Below are 20,960 nucleotides of genomic sequence, written 5' to 3' on the forward strand. Positions count from 1 at the left end.
AACCGAGGGCTTTTTTTAATAGAAGATTACTCTCCCATATGTTTTATAATCGCATCACCAAATTCAGAACAACGTAACAAAGTTGCACCCGGCATTAAACGCTCAAAATCGTAAGTTACGGTTTTAGCGGCAATCGCTCCTGAAATTCCTTTAATGATCAGATCAGCAGCTTCTGTCCAGCCCATATCACGTAGCATCATTTCCGCAGACAAAATAATAGAACCTGGGTTTACTTTATCTTGACCAGCATATTTAGGTGCAGTGCCATGAGTTGCTTCATAAACTGCAATTGCACCACCAATATTTGCACCCGGTGCAATACCAATGCCGCCTACTTCTGCTGCGAGCGCATCGGAAATATAGTCACCATTTAAATTAAGCGTTGCGATAACAGAGTAATCAGCTGGACGCATTAGGATCTGTTGTAAAAACGCATCTGCAATCACATCTTTAATGATGATGTCTTTACCAGTTCTTGGGTTTTTAATTTTAACCCATGGGCCGCCATCAATCAGTTCTCCACCAAAACGATCTAGAGCCAGCTCATAGCCCCACTCTTTGAACGCCCCTTCGGTATATTTCATGATATTACCCTTGTGAACAAGCGTCACCGAAGGCTTATCATTTTCGATTGCAAACTGAATGGCTTTGCGTACTAAACGCTGTGAACCTTCTTTCGATACAGGTTTAATTCCGATACCACAGCCTTCTGGGAAACGGATTTTTGTCACACCCATTTCTTCTTGAAGGAATCTAATGACTTTCTTAGCCTCTTCAGAATCGGCTTTCCATTCAATCCCTGCATAGATATCTTCCGAATTCTCACGGAAAATGACCATGTCTGTTAATTCAGGATGTTGAACTGGTGAAGGAACACCTTCAAACCAACGCACTGGACGTACACAAACATATAAATCTAATTCTTGGCGTAAGGCAACGTTTAATGATCGAATACCGCCGCCAACGGGCGTGGTTAAAGGACCTTTAATTGAGACAACAAACTCACGAAGTGCTTCAAAAGTTTCTTCCGGCATATAGCTGCCATAAATTTTATTGGCTTTTTCACCGCAATACACTTCCATCCATTCGATTGAGCGCTTGCCGCCGTAAGCTTTTAAAATAGCAGCATCTACGACTGCTTTCATGGTTGGTGTAATATCCACACCAATACCATCACCCTCAATGAAAGGAATAATTGGATGATTTGGTACATTCAGTGACAGGTCTGCATTTACTTTAATTTTGTCGCCATCTGCAGGAACCACGATCTTCTGATAACCCATTATGTGAATTCTCCCTTTTATAATACTTAATTAACTAAAAATAATTATCGATACACAATACTTTCAACTCTTCTTAACGCATAATAGCTTAATTGAAATTAATCATTTTTGGGATTTATATGAGAAATAATAAGATTTCTCACTTAAATAAACCTCAATGTTTTCTCTAGTTATTTGAAAGAAGAAGTCATTTTTTATGAAAATTGTCATTCTCAACAAACCATATGACGTTCTCTCCCAGTTTCGTAAAGACGAAGCGCATATGACCGTCTCTGACTTTGTTGATGACCCGACTTTGCGTTTGGCAGGCCGTCTTGATATGGACTCTGAGGGTTTAGTTTTTTTAACTGATCATGGTGGTCTGAATCAGTTCATTACTAACCCTGCAAATAAAAAATACAAAACGTATTTAGTTCAAGTTGATGGCGATGTAACTGAAGAAGCGCTTGAGCAGCTTCGTAAAGGTGTAGAACTTAATGATGGTATGACGCTTCCTGCTACAGCCATTAAAGTAAGTGAACCTGAATGGTTATGGGAACGTAACCCGCCTGTACGTTTTCGTGCAAATATTCCAACATCTTGGATCGAAATTTCAATTTGCGAAGGCCGTAACCGTCAAGTTCGTCGTATGACTTCTGCGGTAGGTTTTCCAACTTTACGTTTAATTCGTACGAAAATTGGTTCAATTGATTTAGTTCAACTCGGTTTAAAACCTGGTGATGTTAAAGAAATTGAGCCTTTGCTTTACCCTGACTTTAAAGATGTTCCAGCTGAAGAACCTTATCGTTCACGTTCATATGTGAAAAAACCAGGTGGTACTGGCGGTAAACCAATGGTTCGTAAGAATAAAGACGGTTCTACGAAAAAGTCTGGTACGAAACGTATTTGGCAAATGGATGAAGGTGAAAAACCTCGTCGTAAAACCAATGGTACAACTCGTCCAAATGCTAAAGCACCACGCGGTCGTGGCCGCAATAGTCGATAAGATTTAAACTTTTAAGAGCTCACATCAGTGGGCTTTTTTAATGCCTGTTATTTTTCTAAAAATAAAAAAGCCGGTGCATATGCACCGGCCTTTAAGCTATTTACTAACGAGTTAGTAATTAAGCCTCAACAGTTGCAAGAGCTGCATTAAATGTAGCACTTGGACGCATTACAGCATCTACTTTTGCTTTATCAATTGCATAGTAACCACCGATGTCAGCTGGTTTACCTTGTACTTGAGCAAGTTCAGCAACAATCTTCGGTTCTTCTTCAGCTAAAGTTTTTGCAAGAGGAGCAAATTTAGCTTTCAACTCAGCATCTTCGTCCTGTGCAGCAAGCGCTTGAGCCCAATAAAGTGATAAGTAGAAATGGCTACCACGGTTGTCAATCTCACCCGTACGGCGTGATGGTGACTTACCATTGTCAAGTAACTTGTCAGTCGCTTCATCAAGAGTCTTCGCAAGTAACTTAGCACGAGCATTATTTTCTTTAATACCCATTTCTTCTAAAGAAGCTGCTAAAGCAAGGAACTCACCAAGCGAATCCCAACGCAAGTGGTTTTCTTCAACAAGTTGCTGTACGTGTTTTGGCGCTGAACCACCCGCACCAGTTTCGTACATACCACCACCCGCCATAAGCGGAACGATAGACAACATTTTCGCAGAAGTACCAAGTTCCATAATTGGGAACAAGTCAGTTAAGTAGTCACGTAAAATGTTACCAGTCACAGAAATAGTATCTAGACCACGTACTACACGCTCAAGTGTGTAACGCATTGCACGAACTTGAGACATGATCTCAATATCCAAGCCATTCGTGTCATGATCTTTTAAGTACTTTTGTACTTTCTTGATCAATTCATTTTCGTGTGGACGGTATGGGTCAAGCCAGAAGATCGCAGGCATGCCAGAGTTACGTGCACGAGTTACTGCAAGTTTTACCCAGTCACGAATCGGAGCATCTTTAACCTGACACATACGCCAGATATCGCCTTCTTCAACATTTTGAGTCAATAACACTTCACCAGTGTCAAGATCGGTAATGTTTGCAATACCAGCTTCTGAAATTTCAAAAGTCTTGTCGTGAGAACCGTATTCTTCAGCTTTCTGAGCCATCAAACCAACGTTCGGTACAGTACCCATAGTCTTCGGATCGAAGTTACCATGCCACTTACAGAAGTTGATCATTTCTTGGTAAATACGAGCAAATGTTGATTCAGGCATAACAGCTTTAGCATCATATTGCTTACCATCAGCACCCCACATTTTACCACCAGCACGGATCATAGCTGGCATAGAAGCATCAACGATGATGTCGTTTGGTGAATGGAAGTTTGTGATGCCTTTTGCCGAGTCAACCATAGCAAGTGCAGGACGGTGTTCTTGACAAGCATGTAAATCTTCAATGATTTCTTCACGTAATGATGTTGGAAGAGTTTCGATTTTCTCGTATAACCCAGCCATACCGTTATTGACGTTAATACCTAATTCGTCAAATAACTTACCGTGTTTTTCGAAAGCTTCTTTGTAATAGATTTTCACACAGTGACCAAAAACGATCGGGTGTGAAACTTTCATCATTGTCGCTTTTACGTGTAGCGAGAACAAAATACCCGCTTCTTTACAATCATCAAGCTCTTTTTCATAGAAATCACAAAGTGCTTTCTTGCTCATGAACATTGAATCAATGATTTCGCCGTCTTGTAGCGCAACTTTTGGCTTAAGAACAATGCTCTTACCACTGTTCGTGATAAGTTCCATTTTCACATTACGTGCGCGATCAAGTGTCATTGATTTTTCACCATGGTAGAAGTCACCTTCTTCCATATGTGAAACATGAGTTTGTGACCACTGTTTCCACTCGCTCATTGAATGAGGGTGTTTTTTTGCGTAATTTTTAACTGCTGCTGGAGCACGACGGTCAGAGTTACCTTCACGAAGGACAGGGTTTACTGCTGAACCAAGGCACTTGCCATAACGAGCTTTGATTGATTTTTCTTCTTCGGTTGCAGGATTTTCCGGATAATCAGGAATTGCATAACCTTTTGATTGAAGCTCTTTGATACATGCAGTTAATTGCGCAACAGACGCACTGATATTCGGGAGTTTGATAATGTTAGTATCTGGATCTTGTGTAAGACGACCTAGCTCTGCAAGGTTGTCGGATACCTTTTGCTCTTCACTTAGGTATTCAGTGAATTCTGCGAGCACACGTGCAGCTACAGAGATGTCACTTTTAATAATCTCGATGCCAGCTGGCTTAGTAAAGGTCTCAATGATCGGCAGTAGCGAATAGGTCGCCAATAGTGGCGCCTCGTCAGTCAGTGTGTAAATAATAGTTGACTTTTCACCAGCCATATATAGCCCCTTCCGTTTGATTGAGTGTTGAGGACCGAGCTTTTGGCCCAGTGCCTACGAACCGATATGCTTAAATAAAACCCTGAGAGTATCGGCTCTCATTGCCTTCCAGTCAACGAAATATCCAGTGATAACGACATTTCGTAGCGAAATAATACATAATTCAAATGTATAGATAATTTTCTGATATCTAAGTCATTGTAATACGCACATTCAGATCACTTTTCAGGCATTAAACATGATTAACTTACATGAGATATCTTTCAGTGTTCTGACAATTATTATACTTTTCATTCAAAATAAACTCAAAGGTAAAACGGATTTCACCATTTGGACGTACTTAAAAGTAAAAACCGATGTGCAAAACATCGGTTTTTTATAAACTATTTAGCTTTAATCTATGCTTTTAACCATTTTTCAGTTTTAGCTTGATCTTCAACGACAAGTTCAACTTCGGTTAAATCAGTTGTAGCACAATCGACTTCAAAAGATATTAACTCATCACGACGGAAAGCAAATACAGTATAAGAGCCACCCTGTTTTGCATACTTCTCGATAAGCTTAGTGGATGCTTTTAAACCATCAATTGCAATAATCACATCATTGGCAGAAATACCTGCTTTTGCTCCAGCGCTCTCACGGCGAGCACTTTGCACGAGTACGCCTTCTGGCTTATCGACAAGTTTCAAGCCTAATGGCAAAGATTTGTCAGTTTTAACTCTATAGCTTAAGCCAAATTCAGGAAGCAACTGATCAAGTGGTAATTCATCAGTCGTGTTAATCAAATGATTAATCTGTTCAATCCAGTTATCACCCGTCAGTTCTTTACATAAATCAAAAATGGTTCGCTCATTTACTTGCATACCATTTTGAGTATTTTCATATAACCGACGCATTAAAGCATTAAGACTAGAACCACGTAGGCGTAAACCTAAATCTAGGCACAATGCAACCAAAGCACCTTTATTGTAATAACTGGTACCCGCATTATTTGAGTTTTCATCTTGACGATAAAATTTGATCCAAGCATCAAAACTTGATTCGGCAACTGTTTGAACAAAACGGCCTGGGTTTTGCAAATAGCGATCAATTTGTGCTTTGAGTAAATCAAGATAAGACTTCTGAGAAATTACACCACTACGCAATAAAATCAGGTCATCGTAATATGAAGTAAAACCTTCAAATATCCAAAGTAAAGAGGTGTAGCCTTCTTGATGCAAATTATAATTTGCAAAGTTTTCTGGACGAATAAACTTTACTAACCATGAATGAAAATATTCATGACTACATAAGCCTAAAAAGCGTTGATAATCTTTAGAAGGTTCAGTTGGTTCATTCGATTTTGGTAAATCGTCACGTGGTGTAATCAGACTTGTACTATTGCAATGTTCTAATCCACCATAACTATTCCCTGTTGCCATCGTCATAAAGGTATAGTTTTTAAATGGCGCCGAACCAAACATATTTATTTCAGCTGCACAAATCTTTTCAATATCAGCTTTTAAGCGATCAACATTGGCATTATGTGGGCCAGAAATTACAAACTCATGTTCAATGCCATGTGTTTCAAAGCTAAAACGTGTTTGATCAGCCAATTCAAACGGGCTATCAATCAATTGATCATAATCATCGGCTTTTAAAGTAAAGCGCCCTTTGACTAGACTTTTTGAAGCTAAGCCAGTTGCTAACTGAAAATGCTTTAACTCATCTGGCAAGAAAACTTCGACTTCACAAGCAGACTGCTCCTGACCTTCCAAAGCCAAACATACGCACGCTGGATTAATATATAGGCGTGTCTGGTCTACGTATGCGCCACGTACAGACAAATCATATGCATAGACATCATATTCAATCGTCATTAATTCGTGATCTGTATTAAATAAACGCCAGCGATTCTTGCTCGTTTTTTTAATGTCCAGCATACGTCCAGCTTCATCATAAGCTTTAACGGATTCAATATGTTTTGAAAACTCTCGAATTAGATAACTACCCGGAATCCACGTTGGTAGCCAAAGTTCCTGATTCGGATTGGCTAAAAAACGAATTGTCACGTGAACAAGGTGTTGTTTGTAATCATCGAACTCAATTTGATAATGCAACATAAATTCTTCAATTTAAAAATAAGAACGGCTTCACATTAGATTATCACTTTTTTGTATCGTCTTGCGTACATGTATTTTTTGGCAACAATTTCCACTAGCCTTCAATTAAAAAAAGGCATAGCATGCTGTGCATCTGTGTCCCGTATTTGCCAGTAAAAGTTAAGGTCATCCGTGAAATTTTTTCTATCTCTTTTTACCCTCTTCAGTATTTTCTGCACTACCCTAACCAATGCTGCGTTACTCAATATTGCACCTGAAAGTGTTGAAGCCGCTGCATGGACCATTGTAGATACTCAATCGGGTCAAATTATTGCCGAGCACAATAGCCATGTGCAGCGCGCACCAGCATCTTTAACTAAAATGATGGTTGCTTATATTGCTTTAAAAGAGATTAAAGCTGGAAAGCTGAAAAAAGAAGAAATCATTACTGCAACACCGGTAGTAAGTGTCGTGCAGTGGGATGAATCACAAATGTATCTTAAAGCTGGTGAACAAATTTCAGTTGATCAGCTATTGGCAGGTTTAATTGTTATGTCTGCGAATGATGCAGCCGTGACTTTAGCTGAAAAAATTTCTGGTGATGTTCCTCATTTTGTACAACGTATGAATCAGGAAGCTCAAGCTTTGGGCATGAAAGATACTCATTTTAGTAATCCTCCCGGAATTACAATGCCTGATCATTACACTACGGCTCATGATTTAAGCTTATTAGGTCAGGCTTTAATTAAACAAACTCCTGAATATTTACATTATTCAAAAATGCCAAGCTTTAGCTACAACCAACGCTTCCATCATGCAACAAACCTTGCACTGAAATATGACCCATCTGTTGACGGTCTAAAAACTGGTTACACTAAAGCAGCTGGTTATAATTTAGCATTAACAGCTTCACGTCCTTCATTTTCATCAGACTTAGCTCAAAGACGTTTATTGGTAATTGTTTTAGGTACACCGAGTGCGGTAAAACGAGCGGAGATTGCAGATAAGTTAATGAATCTTGCCTATGCTTACACGCGCGATGAAGTCATTATTCCTGAGCAGAAATTAATTGCCGAACTGCCTGTTGTAAAATCGACTTTAAAAATGTTTAAGGTCGCAACAAAGCAACCGACAATTGTAACGACATCCTTATATGCTGAACCTGCCCCTATTGACTTAAATACTTTTGACAATGTGACTCAACGCGTTCAAGTACTTGATAGCAATCTGCAACCCAAAGTTATTGCTCCGCTCGAAAAGACTCAAACACATGTAAATATTGAACTAAATGAAAAACAATTAACTGCACCATTAATGAAAGTCATGAGTTTGGCAACAGTATCTATTTATCAAAACAACCAGCTGATCCGTAGTCTTCAAATTGAAGATAACGTACATATTGAAGAAGCCAATATTTTCCAAAGAATCATGATGTGGTTTTCTAGCCTCTTCTCTATTTTTTCATCGAGTGAACATAGTGCTGCAAAACTCTACCCTTTAGATTCGCACTAAAAACATCAAATTGTGCACAGATGCACAATAAATTTTATAAATAAAAGATGGCATAATTCAGCCATCTTTTTTTTATAGAAAAATAATTAGGTGATAAAAATGACCCAAAATTTACATCATATTGTAATTGTTGGTGGTGGTGCTGGAGGCTTAGAGCTTGCGACACAACTCGGTGAAACTTTTGGGAAAACTCATAAAGCGAAGATTACGTTAATTGACCAAAACCTGACGCATATCTGGAAACCTTTACTTCATGAAATTGCTGCCGGATCTTTAAATCCACACGAAGAACAAACTAACTATTTTGCCCATGCAGAAAAGCATCACTATGAATTTGTGCTTGGAACATTAGTTGGAGTTAATAAAGATAAAAAAATAATTGAGTTAATTCCCCCTCAAGTTTCTAAGGATCAACAAACTCATCTACAAGAGCTGAGTTATGACACGCTTATTTTAGCGCTTGGTTCTGTGTCAAATGACTTTAATACAGCGGGCGTACGTGAAAACTGTCATTTCCTCGACAGCAGAAAGCAGGCCGATATTTTCCAGCAAGATTTATTACATCTTTATATTGAAGCTCAAAATCAACCAAATCAGCGGACTTTAAATATTGGGATTGTGGGTGCTGGTGCAACAGGTGTAGAACTTGCTGCCGAACTCATTGAAACGACTAAAAACTTTTATCGATATGGTTTAAAAAAGATTCACCCAAACCAAGTCAAAATTACATTGATTGAAGCATCCGAGCGTATCTTACCTGCCCTTAGTGAAAAAACAGCTGAGCATAGTGCAAAACAGCTCAAAAAAATGGGCATTGAAGTTTTAACCAAACATCGCGTTGAAAAAATTGATGAGCATTCCATCTATTTTAGTAATGGTGATCAATTAAAAAGTGATATTACCGTCTGGGCTGCTGGTGTAAAAGCACCTAAAGTTTTAGAAAGCTTTACTGATTTTGAACGCGATAATATTAACCGCCTGATGGTCTACGCAACATTACAAACCTATTCCGACCCAAATGTCTTTGCGTTTGGTGATTGCGCCCGTTGTCAACTTGATGCAAGACATCCTCCACTTGGACCACGTGCTCAAGTTGCAAGCCAACAAGCGAGCTTTTTAGTCGATGCTATGGCTGCTCGACTTAATGGCCGATCACAACCCATGTTTAGCTTTAACGACAAAGGTTCGCTTGTGTCTTTAAGCCGTAATAAAGCCGTTGGAGAATTACTTGGCGATGTAAGTGTGCAAGGTTATATTGCCAAAACAATGTATGTATCTTTATATCGTTTACATCAAGCAACGATTCACGGGTACACACAGGCTGGACTACTCACAATGAAAGATTTACTTACAAGACGTGTACGTCCAAAAATTAAACTATATTGAGTTGAATTTTTTAAGTTCATCCCTATTTAGATAAAAACGCATTATATAAAAGTGTTAAAGATTCAAATTTTGTAGTCTACAAAATTTATTTTTCACTTTATGATGTACGCTTTAATTGATTGAATGGATCAAAAACATGACTGCTATTGCAAATAACCACGTGGTTTCATTCCACTACAAATTAACAAACGCTGAGGGTGAAACACTTGATCAATCTCAAGGTGAACCACTTGCATATTTGCACGGCGCAGGCAATATCATTCCTGGTTTAGAAAATGCTCTAACAGGTAAAACTGTTGGTGAAAAATTTACTGTTAATGTACCAGCAGCTGAAGGTTATGGCGAATATAACCCAGACCTAGTTCAAGAAGTTCCAGCTCAAATGTTCCAAGGTGTTGAGAACATTCAACCTGGTATGCAATTCCAAGCGCAAACAGATGACGGCGTACAGATCGTAACTGTTAAAGCGGTTGAAGGTGACAACATTGTTGTTGATGCTAACTTCCCACTTGCTGGTCAAGATTTAACTTTTGAAGTTGAAATCGTAGAAATCCGTGAAGCTTCTGAAGAAGAATTAGATCACGGTCACGTACACGGTGCTGGTGGTCATCACCACTAATTCATCTTTAAAGATGATAAGAGCAAAGCTTCGGCTTTGCTTTTTTTATGTCTTTATTTTTATATAATATATTGATAATAAACCTCTAACTCATTCAACTTTATAAGGGTATCTTTCATGCCAAAGGTAAATCAGCTTATTTGGTTTCGTCAGGATTTGAGAGTTCGGGATCATGCTGCATTATGGCATGCCTGCCAACAAGGTCCTTCGATTGGGTTAATTATTTTGTCGCCTGAACAATGGAACATACATCACGATGCGCCAATAAAAATTAATTTCTATTTACGCCAGCTTCAACAACTTAAGAAAGAATTAGAACAGCTTAATATTCCACTTATTATTCAAGTCATTCCCTACTGGAAAGATATTGCAGACTATATTTCTAAGCTCGCTCAACAACTGCATATCGAAAATGTATATTCAAATATAGAAGTAGGCGTGAATGAGTTGAAAAGAGATAAAACTGTACAACAAGCTTTAAATCAGCAGAGTAAAGAGCTTTTTTTATTTCATGACCGCACGATTTTCCCTTTACGTTCCATTCGCAATCAGTCACAGCAACCGTATCAAGTTTTCAGTGCATTCAAAAAAGCGTGTTATTCAAAACTAGATATAAGTGGTTTGCCTCAGTGCTATCCAATTCCTGAGAAACAAAATGCCTATCCGCAGTCTTTTTCAAATATAAAAAGTTTAGATCTAGAAGATGTTGAAGCTTTTTTTGACTCATCAATTTCGAAAGAGCAACAAGACTTATGGCCTACTGGAGAAGATTTTGCTCTGGATCAGCTCGATTTATTTATTGAGGATCATTTATCTCATTATAAATTAGAACGTGACTTTCCAAATGTAAAAGGAACTAGCCAACTTTCTCCGTATTTAAATCTTGGAGTTTTATCTATTCGTCAATGTTTACAAGCCCTTTTTCGAGCTGAACATGGCAACTTTCATCTGACAAACGAAGGCCAGCAAACATGGTTAGATGAGCTTCTTTGGCGCGAATTTTATCAACATATTTTATTTGATTTCCCGCATGTTTCTAAACACTATCCTTTTAAGAAAAATACTCAAAATATTAAGTGGGAAAATAATCAAGAGCATTTGGTCGCATGGCAAAATGGCCAAACAGGTATACCGATTATTGATGCTGGCATGCGCCAGCTACAAAAAACAGGATGGATGCATAATCGTGTCCGCATGATTACCGCTATGTTTTTGTGTAAAAACTTACTCATCGATTGGCGAGTTGGTGAACAATGGTTTATGGAACACTTAATCGATGGTGATTTAGCAGCGAATAATGGTGGCTGGCAATGGTGTGCATCGACTGGAACTGATGCTGTACCCTATTTCCGAATTTTTAACCCAATTGCTCAATCTAAGAAATTTGACCCAAATGGAGACTATATTCGCCAATGGGTGAATGAATTAGCTCATCTAGACAATAAAATGATTCATGAACCCTACTCAACCAACACTCATCTTCAGTTGAATTATCCAAAGCCAATTGTTGATTTAAAAGAAACTCGTATAAAAGCAATTGAAACTTTCAAGAGTATTTAGATGCTAATTGAGTCTTTTATGTTTGCTTTTGATTAAAAGAAAATAAGAAATTTGACTATAATGTGACTTTAATCTAAAAATAATTCTAAAGGGATTTATAAAAGGAAAAACACAACAATAACTTAGGAATTCGTCACAGTTCATTATAAAAGTATAAAAATTAACATTACAAAAAAGGTGGCCAGAGCTCGCATGCAACAAAAGAACCCAGGAAGAACACTCGTCTTATGGATTATCGCAGCTCACCTCTTTATGGGAATGGTGGCATATGAGTGGTTACCTGTAAGTTTTAGAGGAAGCTGGATTTTTATTCTCATTCTTTTAATTTCTGGTGCTTTTTTAGAAGTTGGTGCGTCTTTAATTGTTGGTTTAATTGCCTTTGTAGGCGTTGCAGTATACTTTTTACTCGATTTGGGTGCGCAGACGCATATTGAACGGCAGCTCCTTCTACTTTTTATTATTCCCCTTATTCCACTTTTTCTGAGTGCTGTACGCCACAATATTGAAATTAACGTTCAAAAATACCGCGATATTCAAAGTTATGACCGTAATTACCGCCGTGATATTTTTCCGATCAGTGCATTAAAATATTTTCAACGTAGTTTCTTTAAACTTCTTGATCATCATCACCTACAAGATTATGAAGTCTTTAAAATCAAAATCCTCAACAGAAGTCTAATTAAAGAAATGTTAGGTGATGATGTATGGAAAACAACTCAAAATGAAATGATTCAAATCTTGAGCCAGCATCAGCCACAAGAAATTATTTTCCAATTTGCCGATGATGACCTAGAAAATATATACAGTATTGTAATTCGTAAGCAAAAAACGGATGAAGACCCTGATTTTATTAAAAAGCTCAAACAAATTACGACTTTGAGGCTTGAAGTAGAATATCAAATTATTCAGATTCCACCCGAAGAGGAGATTACTTAATGTCTAATCTTCTTAATATTTGTGGAATTATTATTGCCTCTAGTCAATATCCAGATGGCACTTTACAGCAGTTCTATCGTCAATATTATCATTGTGAAATTCAAGCTGAACAAACCAAAACTGAAGTTCAGAGTATTAATGACCTTTCCATGTTTTTCCCAGCGCAGGACACATGGTGGCCTGTCTTTACAATTGACCAGATCAGCTCGGATAGTTTTCAAAGGCTTATTCGTACAGGTATAAAGCCAGGCATCATATTACCAGATGAAGTATTTAGCTTTTCTCATTATTTCTTATTAAAAGAAGCAGTGAGCCAAGGTGCAATTCCCATTGCACTTTTTAAATCCGGACAGCCCCAATATTTTGCAGCCAAAGCCACATTTTCAACTGCCATTGGTTTACGACCCATGGCTGCTTTTGTTTCAAAAGGTTGGGATGAAAACTTAATTTCACAAAATGCTGGCAGCTATATTGTTCAGTTTAATCCACCAGAACTTCCTCTGCCCTCTAGAGAGATTAGACAAAAGCAGCACTTATTTTATTCAGCTAAAAGTTTTGATGGTCATATTTCGGGTTATGAAATTATTATTAACCCGCCTGCTGATCTACCAACCACAAATATTCGATACCCTCAACTCGGAATATCATGGAAATTTAATAATATTAACTACATAAGCACGCCCGAACATGTAAAAACTAATCTCATCGGATACATTTTTATTGGTTTAAGCACAGTCGTAGTTCCACTCGATTTGATTTTAACAAGTAACTACCCTGACCTCCTTGGTACGTTTGGTAGCTATGTTTCATGGATCTCTTTGGTAGTTGGGCTGATTTTATTGTTATTGCTCATCTCATCTATTATTAGGAGGGTTAAATCAAATGGCTCCCATTGATATTCTCTTCCTATTTGGTTTTTTGGGAATCTGGATTCCACAAGCATTTTGGGCATGGTTAAGTTATCAGGCTTGGAAATACTCAAAAACAGCGGAAAAAGAGTTACAGAACCTTCCCATACCAGACAGATGGCCCGTTTTGAGTGTCTTAATTCCTGCCTATAATGAAGGCGTAGTGATTGAAGATACTTTACATGCAATCGCTCAGCAGGACTATCCTGCTGAATCTTATGAAGTTTTTCTCATTAATGACGGTTCTAAAGACAACACCTTAGAAATTGCTGAGAACCTCGCAAAAATTTATCCGTGCATAAAAATTGTTAATGTTCCCAAAGGCATGGGTGGTAAAGGTAAATCTAGAACACTTAATAATGGCTTACCACATGCAACGGGTGAACTCATTGTTGTCTATGATGCAGATAGTACACCTGAACCTGATTGTGTTCGCCTCTTAGCTCAAACACTACTTGCCGATAAAAAATTAGTGGCTGTAAATGGCAAAGTCAGAACCCGTAATTGGCAAGATAGTATTTTGACTCGCTTTATTGCCATTGAGTTCATTTTTTTCCAATGGATCTTTCAAGGCGGACGTTGGCAACGTTTTGAACTATCTACATTGATGGGTACGAACTATGTCATTTGGCGCGATGCATTAGAAACCTTAGGTGGTTTTGATGAGAAGTCATTGGTCGATGACACTGAAATGAGCTTCCGTATTTTTATCGGCCAAAAACGAATTAAATGGGTACCCTACGCAATTGGTTGGCAACAAGATCCACCATCTTTAAGTGTATTTATTAAACAGCGCTCACGCTGGACTCAAGGTAATTTTTATGTGACCCGTAAATATTTACCTGTAGCGTTAAGAACACCTTTTCCTATCGGAATTGAAATTCTGAATAACATTATGTGCTACATACTTTTTGTACCAGCTTTATTCTGGAGTCATATTACCTTAACTCTGGGCTTACTCGGTATTGCAGGCATTTCAGTTCCGGGACCATTCACATTATTGTGGGGCCTTTCATTTTGCCTCTATGTTGCGCAAATGTGGTTTACCCTTTCTTTAGAAAAAGTTAAACCAGAACTCTATTTTTACTCGGTTTTATCTTACGTAAGTTACTCACAAATATTTCTATTTATTGTATTTAAAGCCGCATATGACATGCTTAAAAATAAAATACAGGGCAACTCCCTTCAATGGTACAAAACGGAACGTAGCAAGGAGAAAAAAAAATGAAATACTCTTCTAATTTCTACCAAATGGTTCAAGTACTCCTTGCTAGCACTAGTCTCATGTTAGCAATGTCTGCTCATGCATATACATGGGAACTAGATGATATTAATACTTCTACTAAATATACCGTTGAGCCCCATTTTTTCTATATTGGGAAAGGTGCTGAATGGGAAAACATTGAATTTTCAAGCAACTACTCTACTCAAAGTGAGACAACGTTACTTGTAAAATATGATGATAAGCTCATCTATAACACCACTTTAAGCGGTGATGGACAACTGAAGTTTAATATCCCTAAAAGTCAGAGTGGCTTTCATCGTTTAGATTTTATTATTCAACAGTATGCTAAACCGACTACGCTGAATCAAACCAAAGAAACATTCTGTACAGAAGATATTGATCACTTAACTTATTTAAGCAATTCCCAACTCGACTTTACGCCTATCCGTAATGTATACCGTTTAAAAGACTTACCAGATGCTTTAGCTAATCCACAAGCGAGACGACCTACTCCATTTGTTGGTATTTTAAAATATAACCGTAAAGAGATTATAGAAGCTTCTATGCTCGCTAGATTAGCAAGTTCATGGACTTCAATCACACCAATTGAATGGGTTGATTCAGGACAAACTAATTTAAATGATGAAACAAATTTCATTATTGAAGTGATTCGCTCAGCTACGCCACTCAAAGGGGGTGCTTTAGTACAAATTGCAAAACCAGCAAATGGAGTGGCTACTCTTTCAATTACTTATCACACACCACAAGAACTCACTGCTGCCATAAATGGACTAATCAATCCCTCGTATGTAGAGCAACTTGATACAGGAAGTGCAATTTTTCCCACAACGATCTCCACCCCAACTTGGGCACAATTTAAAAAAATTAATACACTTGCCGATTTAGGCATTGAGGACTTCAGATTAAATCACGCTGAAAAGAACTTATTCCTTGATTTCCCAGCTGTATGGCAACCCACTGATATTTTGCAAGGACAGATCGCTCTTCGCATTCAAAGTGGCTTATTACAAGGTTCAAATATTACGGCTTGGATTGATGGCGGACTTGCAGGCAGTATGAAAACAGCCGACCTTGCTTCCGATCCCGTCAACCGACAATTCAACATTTTTGCAAAAGCTATTTCTAATACGACCAATTTTAGTTTAAAGCTTGAAAATTCGGTGATTGCTAACTCTCAGTGTTTACCCACTGCACATGGTTCGCTCTGGATTGATACAGCTAAATCTACTGTAAAACTGCCACATAAACTCAAAAATGGCGTAGCCGCAATTTCTATGACTTTAGCCACTACTCCAACCATTGCGATTGATGATCAATCTGGTGCTTTGAATATTGCTATTATTATGGGCCAAGTTGCTAAAAAAATGTTGTTAACACAAGCCCCTATTCCTCTAAATCTAGTTCGCTATACACCGAGTGCACCTCAATCAATAAATGTTCGTGTGAATAAAGATATTTATCAACAACAGGTATTAATGCATCAAGATATTATTTATGCACCTGCTGCTGTTAATGGTTTTATTGTGAGTTATAGCAATAACCGTTTTGATGTTATTACCGACTCAGAAGGTGGTGCACAAAGCTTTATGCATCTTTGGGAAAAAATACAGCATAAAATTCCAAATAACGTGACAAAAATGTTGGTTTCAGAAAATGGAAATATTTATGTTTTACAAAAGCTCATTGTCGGAAATCAAAAAGCACCTTTAGTCCAACAATCTTCTTTCTTCTTATTAGTTGTGATTATATCTGCAATTATGATAATAATTATCTTCTTGTGGTACTGGTTAAGACGAAATAATGAAAAAACAGATACCAATTAAAATAGCTGCTTTTATTATTTTAATTATATGTAGTGTTATAGCTTATGCGGGGTTGTTCAAACATCAAGGTCAAGCCCCGCGTATTGAAGGAATTTTCTGGCAGCCTGACAATAACACGACCCCACCAGAGGGAAACTGGCACTATTTGGGTGTTAACACATTTGTCCCTCAGTGGTCTGTTGTTGAGTCTAAATCATGGTGGAAAGAATCAAACTTTCCTCAATGGGAAAAAGCAATTAATTTAGAAAAAATTAAACAAGAACCTTGGGCTAAAAATCTAATATTAGGTTTAGCAGGTGAATATAATGAACCTAAAGCTCGGGCAAATGTAACTGAGTTAGGGGAAAAATCTGCCGAAATTATAAAAGAGCAAAAAACGGCGCCTAAAGGCTATTATTTTCCGGTGGAAGCAGATCCAACGTGGTTGAGAGTCAGTGCTTTAGGTCAGGTTTTAACGAAACTTCCAGTACCAGTTTGGGTAAGTATTTATAGTGGTGAAAGCGAACCCGAACATTATGATTTATGGGTTAAAAGCTGGTTACCAGAACATAACGGTGTTTTCTTCCAAGACGGGGTTGGCGTAGGTGTAAGGTCTCCTCAGCAAGCCAAACATATTTTAGATCAGCTTGAACAAAAGCTTGGAAAAGATAAAGTAATTATAGTGCTAGAAGCTTTTAGAGTTAAAAAGAATGGACAATTTAGAGCTGCCTATCCTTGGGAAATTATTTCTCAACTGAAAGCATATGAAGGAAAAACTGTCTATATTTTTGATGGTCCTCACTATATGAACCGTTGGTGCGTCAATATTGTGAGCTTGTGGTACCGCCTCACTTATAGTGGTAAGAATACCTCCGTAAGTGAGAATAAACCTTTAACTCACAACTATGCTAATTCATAAGATTTAACAATTTGATCAAGAATACGCCGAGCAGCTTGCCCATCACCAAATGGATTTTCTACATGTGCCATTTTTTCATAATGCTGTTGGTCGGTGAGTAGTTTTTCAGCTTCTTCAATAATTTTTTGTTGGCTTGTACCGACTAAAACACCTGCCCCCACTTCAACAACTTCAGGTCGTTCTGTGGTGTCTCGCAAGATTAAAACGGGCTTATTAAATGATGGGCTCTCTTCTTGTAAACCACCCGAATCGGTCAAAATAAAAGTAGATCGATCTATGACTGCTAATAAACTTGGATAGTCTAATGGTTTAACAAGATGGATTTGGGCATGATTTTTAAACTTATTATGGACGACATCATGTACGGCAGGATTTAAATGAACTGGCCAAATAAAATGTAAGTCAGGATGCCCCTTCGCTAAATGCTCAACTGCATTACAAATATTTTGAATTCCTTCACCAAAGTTTTCACGGCGATGAGCCGTAATAAGCACAACTTTATCATCTTGCTTTAATTGAATTCCATAAGGTTCAAGCTGATTTTTCAAACCCGATTTTTCAGAAATTAATTTGCGCCCTAAATACACCGCATCTACAACCGTATTTCCTGTAACCGTAATCAGTTCTGGTAAAATTTGTTCATTGAGTAGATTTCTCTTTGATTGTTCAGTCGGAGCAAAATGCCATTTTGTAATGCGGGAAACTAACTGGCGATTTCCTTCTTCTGGAAAAGGATGATCTAAATCATAGGAACGTAACCCCGCTTCGACATGCGCAACAGGTACTTTCATAGAGAATGCGACTAAACCTGCCGCTAAAACAGTCGTTGTATCGCCCTGAATAACAATTGCATCTCTTTTCTGACCATCTGTATATACCTGTTCAATTTGACTCAAACCATGTATTAATAACTGATTTAGACTTTGGCCTGCATTCATAATTTTGAGACGGTGGTCAATTTCAACCCCAAAGAAATCTATCGCATCCCTTACCAATTCATCATGCTGTCCGGTAAAAATAACCTCAACTTGAAAGCGCGGATCTTGTTTTGCCAATAAAATAACAGGGGCAAGTTTGATTAATTCGGGACGTGTACCAAATACAATAGATATAAAAATTTTCTTCATTTTAGAAATCCTTATAAAAAACGAGTTCGACGCGAGTATTGTTGTAATGATCTTTTGTATTTACTGGCACATCTTTAAAGTAATTGCCATATAGTCGTTCAACACGTAATTTTATAGGTTGATAATTAAAAGGCTGCCATGAAATACCTGGGCCATATTCGAATAAATTATTGTAATATTCATCCTTACTATCAGCTAAACCATGCAATTTTACATAAGCCTGCACAGTTCCATTCTCACCTTTATAGACATTTAAGCCTGTGCGTAGGCGTAAATCCCCAATAACATTATAATCTTCTCTAGAATAGGTCGCAGCATTGCCATATAAGTCGGTGAAATAATCATTAAAGCAAAGTGAATTATTACAATTATTTTGAGAATTCCACTCTTGGTAACCCGTAACGCCACCAACTATACTTTCACGAAATTTATCTCTATTGCGGTCAATCAGATCGTAACTTCCGCCAACTTCTAGATATGCACGTACAGGGATTGAAGTCCAAGGTTGATAATTAGCACCTATCCCTAGCGTCACTGCATTTTCATCAATAATTTCAGGACGTACACCACCTTGAGATTGGGTATCACGGTTTAAGTTTAAAAAGCCATACACTTGTGCTCGTCCATTATCAAAGTTTTTACCATAACGAGCTTTGAGCGGGAAAATTACATCGTCATAACGTGACTCATATGAAGGTGCAAAATAAACATCACGGAAATAAGTTTTAACCTCCCCTCCACTCAGATTTTTTACGGCTTGTGTGGCTTTATTGGCAATATCAGCATCTTTAGATTGTGTAAGTCCCTTGAAAACTACCAAAGCTTCTTTATTATTTTTTTGCGAATTGAGTAGATAGGCTTCTTGTAGTTTTAAAGTATCATCTGCTGGATCTAATGCCTCTGCTTTTCTTAGACTTTGCAAAGCGGCGTCTTGTTTACCTAATCTAATCTGCAAATAGGTTAAGCTTTTCCAAACTTTTATATCTGCTGGCGTCATCTCACCAAGTTCTAGTAGTATTTTTTCAGCATTCTCTGGTTGAGTCTTCTCAATTTTATAAAATTGGTCCCATTTATCGTAAATCGGGTTACCGGGTTTATATTCTTGATTAACAATCTCTTGGGCAAATGTAGTCTCAATAGTTAAAAAGCCTAAAGCAGGATAAATCGAACCGATAACGATAAAGGAACATGTTAGAGATTTTATTGTTTTGCTATTCATTGAGACCTCTAGAGTAAAGTGGATAGAATCTATTCGTAGAAATAAAATTAAAATTTAATCAATAAATATTATAATTAAACTCGTAAATTACCCTATTTAGGTGTGTTAGCTGGTTCCATAAGTCATTCATTTTATCTCCTTTTATATTATCCTTAAAAAGTTCTTATCTGATTGTTTTTCCTATAATGGCACATTTTTTAATCGTATTATTGTAAATAATCTTATAGGATAAGATAAAAATTTATAACTAGAATTAGGAAAAGTTATGTCATTCTCCCAACATCCCGAACATCATTTTATTCACCGTTCAGGTTGGTTAAGAGCAGCCGTTTTAGGGGCTAATGATGGGATTATTTCGGTTACTAGCTTAATTATGGGAATGGCTGCAAGTGGAGCTTCTGCTCATACTCTTTTTATTGCCTGCATTGCAGGTTTAATTTCCGGTGCAACCTCCATGGCAGCCGGAGAATATATTTCTGTAAAATCTCAAGAAGATATTGAAAAAGCTGACTTAAAATTTGAGGCACAAGAACTTAAAAGACACCCGCAACGGGAACTAGATGAACTCACCCAAATTTATATATCAAGAGGTTTGGCACCTGATTTAGCAAGGCAAGTTGCCATACAACTCACCAGTCATGATGCTTTAGGTGCTCATGCACGTGATGAAATTGGTATCCATGAAAATACAGCAGCAAATCCGATTCAAGCAGCTCTTGCATCGGCTAGTTCATTTTCATTTGGTGCATTATTCCCCATGTTAGCTATTTTAATCAGTCCAGACATATGGGTCGAAAAAACGGTTTTAATATTTGGCATTATTTCATTAGCTTTTTTAGGAGCTCTCTCAAGCCATTTTGCTGGAACGTCCAAACTCAAAGGCAGTTTACGTATTACGTTATGGGGTATTTTGGCGATGGTATTTTCAAGCTGGATCGGCTCTTTGTTTCACGTTACTCCTCTTTAAAAAAGAGTAACTTATTAAACATCAAGGAATAAATATTTAAAAACTAAATGCCCA

General features: G+C 37.7%; 16 protein-coding genes. 11 read left to right on the top strand and 5 right to left on the bottom strand.

Features of this window, described 5'->3' with window-relative positions; translation table 11 throughout:
* Nucleotides 1–26: 26 nt before the first annotated feature.
* Nucleotides 27–1,283, bottom strand: a complete 1,257-nt coding sequence (icd, locus tag RMB03_RS18785) for an NADP-dependent isocitrate dehydrogenase (protein WP_003650391.1) — start codon at nt 1,281–1,283, stop codon at nt 27–29.
* A gap of 196 nt (nt 1,284–1,479) precedes the next feature.
* Between icd and RMB03_RS18790 the strand changes: the two genes are divergently transcribed.
* Entirely contained in the window at nt 1,480–2,268 is a 789-nt protein-coding gene (locus RMB03_RS18790; protein WP_005038961.1) for an rRNA large subunit pseudouridine synthase E, read from the top strand.
* Nucleotides 2,269–2,386: 118 nt separating this feature from the next.
* Here RMB03_RS18790 and RMB03_RS18795 read toward each other — a convergent pair whose 3' ends face one another.
* Together RMB03_RS18795 and RMB03_RS18800 are read right to left on the bottom strand one after the other, a co-directional pair.
* The gene (locus RMB03_RS18795; protein WP_132068844.1) at nt 2,387–4,624 is read right to left on the bottom strand and encodes an NADP-dependent isocitrate dehydrogenase; all 2,238 of its coding nucleotides are present in this window, start codon (nt 4,622–4,624) and stop codon (nt 2,387–2,389) included.
* A 398-nt stretch (nt 4,625–5,022) separates the two neighbouring features.
* On the bottom strand, nt 5,023–6,726 hold the full coding sequence (locus tag RMB03_RS18800) for a M61 family peptidase (protein ID WP_311077242.1): 1,704 nt from the start codon (nt 6,724–6,726) through the stop codon (nt 5,023–5,025).
* A gap of 171 nt (nt 6,727–6,897) precedes the next feature.
* Here RMB03_RS18800 and RMB03_RS18805 point away from each other — a divergent pair, with 171 nt between their 5' ends.
* The 9 genes from RMB03_RS18805 to RMB03_RS18845 all read left to right on the top strand — a co-directional run bounded on the left by RMB03_RS18805 (nt 6,898) and on the right by RMB03_RS18845 (nt 17,593).
* Entirely contained in the window at nt 6,898–8,217 is a 1,320-nt protein-coding gene (locus tag RMB03_RS18805; RefSeq protein ID WP_311077243.1) for a D-alanyl-D-alanine carboxypeptidase PBP6B, read from the top strand.
* Nucleotides 8,218–8,316: 99 nt separating this feature from the next.
* The gene (locus tag RMB03_RS18810; RefSeq protein ID WP_045429685.1) at nt 8,317–9,603 is read left to right on the top strand and encodes an NAD(P)/FAD-dependent oxidoreductase; all 1,287 of its coding nucleotides are present in this window, start codon (nt 8,317–8,319) and stop codon (nt 9,601–9,603) included.
* Between the two features lie 136 nt (nt 9,604–9,739).
* Nucleotides 9,740–10,222, top strand: coding sequence for a peptidylprolyl isomerase (locus tag RMB03_RS18815; RefSeq protein ID WP_003650377.1), 483 nt, complete (start codon nt 9,740–9,742; stop codon nt 10,220–10,222).
* A gap of 117 nt (nt 10,223–10,339) precedes the next feature.
* Entirely contained in the window at nt 10,340–11,782 is a 1,443-nt protein-coding gene (locus tag RMB03_RS18820; RefSeq protein WP_311077244.1) for a deoxyribodipyrimidine photo-lyase, read from the top strand.
* A gap of 192 nt (nt 11,783–11,974) precedes the next feature.
* Nucleotides 11,975–12,718 (top strand): hypothetical protein, encoded by a 744-nt coding sequence (locus tag RMB03_RS18825; RefSeq protein ID WP_005038949.1) that lies wholly within the window; start codon nt 11,975–11,977, stop codon nt 12,716–12,718.
* Nucleotides 12,718–13,614: a hypothetical protein gene (locus RMB03_RS18830; RefSeq protein ID WP_080027578.1), complete on the top strand. Its 897-nt coding sequence runs from the start codon at nt 12,718–12,720 to the stop codon at nt 13,612–13,614. Before RMB03_RS18825 ends, RMB03_RS18830 begins: the two co-directional genes overlap by 1 nt.
* Nucleotides 13,601–14,854: a glycosyltransferase gene (locus RMB03_RS18835; RefSeq protein ID WP_311077245.1), complete on the top strand. Its 1,254-nt coding sequence runs from the start codon at nt 13,601–13,603 to the stop codon at nt 14,852–14,854. The genes RMB03_RS18830 and RMB03_RS18835 overlap by 14 nt, the downstream gene beginning before the upstream one ends.
* Nucleotides 14,851–16,695, top strand: coding sequence for a hypothetical protein (locus RMB03_RS18840; RefSeq protein WP_311077246.1), 1,845 nt, complete (start codon nt 14,851–14,853; stop codon nt 16,693–16,695). The genes RMB03_RS18835 and RMB03_RS18840 overlap by 4 nt, the downstream gene beginning before the upstream one ends.
* Complete coding sequence (locus RMB03_RS18845) at nt 16,673–17,593, top strand: hypothetical protein (protein WP_311077247.1); 921 nt, start codon at nt 16,673–16,675, stop codon at nt 17,591–17,593. The genes RMB03_RS18840 and RMB03_RS18845 overlap by 23 nt, the downstream gene beginning before the upstream one ends.
* On the opposite strand, the gene wecB is transcribed toward RMB03_RS18845, so the two are convergent.
* Both wecB and RMB03_RS18855 read right to left on the bottom strand, forming a co-directional pair.
* Nucleotides 17,578–18,720, bottom strand: a complete 1,143-nt coding sequence (gene wecB, locus RMB03_RS18850) for a non-hydrolyzing UDP-N-acetylglucosamine 2-epimerase (protein WP_311077248.1) — start codon at nt 18,718–18,720, stop codon at nt 17,578–17,580. The genes RMB03_RS18845 and wecB overlap by 16 nt on opposite strands.
* Before the next feature lies 1 nt (nt 18,721).
* Complete coding sequence (locus RMB03_RS18855) at nt 18,722–19,939, bottom strand: hypothetical protein (RefSeq protein WP_311077249.1); 1,218 nt, start codon at nt 19,937–19,939, stop codon at nt 18,722–18,724.
* A 265-nt stretch (nt 19,940–20,204) separates the two neighbouring features.
* Here RMB03_RS18855 and RMB03_RS18860 point away from each other — a divergent pair, with 265 nt between their 5' ends.
* Nucleotides 20,205–20,906: a VIT family protein gene (locus RMB03_RS18860; protein ID WP_311077250.1), complete on the top strand. Its 702-nt coding sequence runs from the start codon at nt 20,205–20,207 to the stop codon at nt 20,904–20,906.
* Nucleotides 20,907–20,960: the final 54 nt, after the last annotated feature.

Source organism: Acinetobacter sp. V91_7 (assembly GCF_031799075.1).
GTDB lineage: Bacteria > Pseudomonadota > Gammaproteobacteria > Pseudomonadales > Moraxellaceae > Acinetobacter > Acinetobacter calcoaceticus.

What these genes read in the sequence shown, in the direction of transcription:
- icd (WP_003650391.1), bottom strand. Translation starts at nt 1,283, where the DNA reads ATGGGTTATCAGAAGATCGTGGTTCCTGCAGATGGCGACAAAATTAAA.
- RMB03_RS18790 (WP_005038961.1), top strand. Translation starts at nt 1,480, where the DNA reads ATGAAAATTGTCATTCTCAACAAACCATATGACGTTCTCTCCCAGTTT.
- RMB03_RS18795 (WP_132068844.1), bottom strand. Translation starts at nt 4,624, where the DNA reads ATGGCTGGTGAAAAGTCAACTATTATTTACACACTGACTGACGAGGCG.
- RMB03_RS18800 (WP_311077242.1), bottom strand. Translation starts at nt 6,726, where the DNA reads ATGTTGCATTATCAAATTGAGTTCGATGATTACAAACAACACCTTGTT.
- RMB03_RS18810 (WP_045429685.1), top strand. Translation starts at nt 8,317, where the DNA reads ATGACCCAAAATTTACATCATATTGTAATTGTTGGTGGTGGTGCTGGA.
- RMB03_RS18815 (WP_003650377.1), top strand. Translation starts at nt 9,740, where the DNA reads ATGACTGCTATTGCAAATAACCACGTGGTTTCATTCCACTACAAATTA.
- RMB03_RS18820 (WP_311077244.1), top strand. Translation starts at nt 10,340, where the DNA reads ATGCCAAAGGTAAATCAGCTTATTTGGTTTCGTCAGGATTTGAGAGTT.
- RMB03_RS18825 (WP_005038949.1), top strand. Translation starts at nt 11,975, where the DNA reads ATGCAACAAAAGAACCCAGGAAGAACACTCGTCTTATGGATTATCGCA.
- RMB03_RS18830 (WP_080027578.1), top strand. Translation starts at nt 12,718, where the DNA reads ATGTCTAATCTTCTTAATATTTGTGGAATTATTATTGCCTCTAGTCAA.
- RMB03_RS18835 (WP_311077245.1), top strand. Translation starts at nt 13,601, where the DNA reads ATGGCTCCCATTGATATTCTCTTCCTATTTGGTTTTTTGGGAATCTGG.
- RMB03_RS18840 (WP_311077246.1), top strand. Translation starts at nt 14,851, where the DNA reads ATGAAATACTCTTCTAATTTCTACCAAATGGTTCAAGTACTCCTTGCT.
- RMB03_RS18845 (WP_311077247.1), top strand. Translation starts at nt 16,673, where the DNA reads ATGAAAAAACAGATACCAATTAAAATAGCTGCTTTTATTATTTTAATT.
- wecB (WP_311077248.1), bottom strand. Translation starts at nt 18,720, where the DNA reads ATGAAGAAAATTTTTATATCTATTGTATTTGGTACACGTCCCGAATTA.
- RMB03_RS18855 (WP_311077249.1), bottom strand. Translation starts at nt 19,939, where the DNA reads ATGAATAGCAAAACAATAAAATCTCTAACATGTTCCTTTATCGTTATC.
- RMB03_RS18860 (WP_311077250.1), top strand. Translation starts at nt 20,205, where the DNA reads ATGTCATTCTCCCAACATCCCGAACATCATTTTATTCACCGTTCAGGT.